Consider the following 3176-nt stretch of genomic DNA (forward strand, 5'->3'; position numbering starts at 1 on the left):
CTTTCATGGGTATGCAGCGGCGCGCCGCCACCTTGCTGGGTATAGGTAATGCCCACTGTGGTTGACTGGAAGCCGTGACGCTTGCCTTCCATTATGCGCACCCACTCACCAGGAGCCGGGTTAATGTTGACGAATTCATCCTCAGTTGTGACGTAATCTTCAACCGTGTTCATGGCAGGTAAATAGTAGTAGGCGGGTAAAAGATGCCGCTCCAGCGGAATAGTCTGATACTCACTGGCAGCATGAAGACGAGCTATCTCCCGGTCCGGGATAATATCCTGGATAAGCTCACCGCTTTCCGTGACAAAATCGTTATCAAGCGCATCTGCGGGGGTATACGTCACAGTGATATCAGGCTCATGATTTCCACTGTCATCCCCACCTCCGCCGTGACCATGACCATGACCATGTCCGTGATCTCGGCCTCGACCGCGTCCTTTGTTTTTTTGCCAGTACCAGTCCTGCTTAAGCTGACCGGAAGCATCCACTCGCTGGCTTGAAAAGTCATGGGCCTTGAGGTCTAACGGCATCCACGCCATCCCGATTACCATTATCCCTATGCTTACTTTGCTGCGCATTTCCATTGCAAACCCCTGTTAGTTAAAAGCCCAGACATTGAGACGATCAAGATCTAATCTATAAAGTGAAACGTTAAGTATGGTAATGAACTCAATATTATCCATCCGGAAGCGGCGATCTTTAGCTTGTGTGCTCCGAGCCACACCGCCAGATGTCGAGCGAGAAAGCCCCCTATCAACGCGCCTGGAGCAGCGAAAACCAGGACATCGAGGCTGATAGCTTGCTTAGAAATAAAGTAGGGAACTGCCGCAAGAACGCTAACCGCACTTACACACACCGCCACGGCGACGGCCACATTAAGACGCACACCAATAATGATGAGGAAAATCAGCAGCAACTCCCCGACACCCACTGATATCCATGCTGTAATCACGCCCCCGAAAAAGCTAACCAGAACAAGCCCCATCAGCTCCAATCTTGAAAGCGCGCTTTCCCTTCCTTTCAATTCAACAGTAACTTTTAGTGTTCTTGCCAGAATGTATGAACCGACAAACAAAGAAAAAACGGAGAAAAGGAGTTCTATGTCTATATATGGATCGGGCAATAGACGTAGCGTCAGAAGAATACCCGCACAAGATGAGAGTAAAGCGACCAGAAGAACTGGATAAAACCCTTTCCACTGATTAGGAAAATTTACCTTTTCACTATTCTGATACTGAACCCATGCCAAGGCGCCGGAGCTCATGCCAAAACACTGTATCGCAATGCTCGTGGACAACGATTCGAGCGGGGAAAACCCTTGGCTGATAAATATCGGCAGAAAGACAATTCCACCTCCAGCGCCTGTAGAGCTGGCAATGGTCGCACCAGCAATACCCATTAAGAAGAACAATAAAGCACGACCGGTCATGAAGGATTCATCTGCTGGCTGTTGGCTCAGCATGGACTCACCAAGACTAAAAAGAATGACACAGCTAAGCATATAAAAAACGATACGCATTACTGTCAAATTCCCAATATTGGGAATAATAAGGACACTTTTCCTTATGTCAGCGACTCGAATATTCATCACAGAAGCTTCTGTTGAGCAAAACCGTTAATCGAGTCCAGCGCATGGGCCAAACGCATCCTGAAGCCAATCTTTACCACATTGTTGAACTTGCTCACTGGCAACTGCTTTATTATTTTGTGTGCCTCCCTTTTCTTGCTTCCTGGGCCGACTAACCGATACTGGGTAGCCTGAGTCGGGCCATACATAATAGTTAGCCAGATAAGCGGGTGACGCCTAAAATATTCCTTTAACGGTGGCTTGCAGCCGATGATGTCGGCAAGGCCATCCATGTACCTGAAGTAATCCACCAGGCTCCGGATCCGTTTTGCGTTTTTGCCAAACTGCGCCATGTTGTCCTCATAGTCCTGCTTTATTGATTCCGTCATAGCCGCTTCGTCAGGCAGCTTCAACCGACCCGCACAAAGCAGCGCAAAATACCGCGCCTGCATCTCCATTATTGGAAACTGGCTTCCAAAGCCAGGCCTGGCGACGCCGATCCAACACAGTGACTCACCCATATCTTTATGGATCATATGCTTGTAAAGATGCCTGGGGTCGCACTGACGGTATTCTTCAGGCATGAAATTGGTGATGTTTTTATAGCCTGTCGAAAAGACAACAGCATCAATATCTTCCAGTCTCATTCCATCAGCACAAACCAGATGTTTACCGCCGTCTTCAACCTCCGTGACTTCCTCAACAACTTTACAGTTGTAATGAGCTATCGCCTCCGCGAGCGCTATGGTCTTTGTTCCATAAGTACTCCATATTCCTTTTGGGTCGGGAATACGGCTATTGAGCATCGCAACAGCATCGAAAAGAGGGTCATTCTTTGATTTTTCAATTTCAATTGAACGTCGAGTAAAATAAGCCCCATAGTGACGAGGAAGATCCCATACACCTCTGTGCGTTGAAATATCAGTGGCATACTTTCCACGTTTTCTAGGCACGACCCAGCCGGCACTTTCCCTTAAGCTTATCCAGCACTGATCAGCAACCTGAGAAACCTCAAGAGCAATATCTGAAGCTGACTCCCCGCCCCCGACCACCAGGACCCTTTTCCCGGCATACTGACTTGCGTTTTTATATTTCTTTGAATGCGAATAATCGATATCAGTTAATTTTTCAGTCCAACCAGGATAACTTTCAGCGCTATTGTTTCCGGTAGCCAGAACAATCCTCCTGGCCAGAAACGCCTGGGAATTCGTTTCCAGAACCCATTCCCCCTCATCCTTGCGGCTTACCTTGGTCACTTTGGTGTCAAAGAGTATTTTTTGAGTTACATCAAATCGATCCGCATATCGTTTCCAGTAAGACACGGCCTCTTCTTTTGACCAGAAATGGTTTTCTTCTCCTGGCTTGTTAAGAAAATCAGAGAACATACTGAAAGTTGCCGAAGACGTTAATTCAAGATTGTCATACCCTTTTGCAAAGACCCCACCAATGCCACCGGACTGTTCCAGGCAGAGCACGTTGTCGAATCCGTTCTCCAACAACTCTTTCGTGGCAACGATGCCACCAGGGCCAGCACCAACAACAATACACTCATAGATATTGTCTGAAGATTCCATATTCATTCTTCCCATAATGAACACAAACCGCCTAG

Annotated in this window: 2 protein-coding genes and 1 pseudogene; all 3 read right to left on the bottom strand. The window is 47.6% G+C overall.

Annotation, left to right across the window (positions count from 1 at the left end):
- Nucleotides 1-584: pseudogene (locus ACN0IC_RS14730) on the bottom strand (hypothetical protein); the annotation flags it as partial.
- Nucleotides 585-631: 47 nt separating this feature from the next.
- A complete protein-coding gene (locus tag ACN0IC_RS14735) occupies nt 632-1588 on the bottom strand; it encodes a sulfite exporter TauE/SafE family protein (protein ID WP_007150481.1) in 957 nt (318 codons plus the stop codon).
- Nucleotides 1588-3176 (bottom strand): flavin-containing monooxygenase (locus tag ACN0IC_RS14740; RefSeq protein ID WP_416879536.1); only part of this gene is annotated, 1589 nt, incomplete at its 5' end. The genes ACN0IC_RS14740 and ACN0IC_RS14735, both read right to left, overlap by 1 nt.

Origin of the sequence: Litorimonas sp., assembly GCA_029936425.1 — a bacterium.
Classification (GTDB): Bacteria; Pseudomonadota; Alphaproteobacteria; order Caulobacterales; family Maricaulaceae; genus Litorimonas.

Bases quoted from the DNA above. Each gene is read 5' to 3' on its own strand.
- ACN0IC_RS14735 (WP_007150481.1), bottom strand. From the start codon at position 1,588: ATGAATATTCGAGTCGCTGACATAAGGAAAAGTGTCCTTATTATTCCC.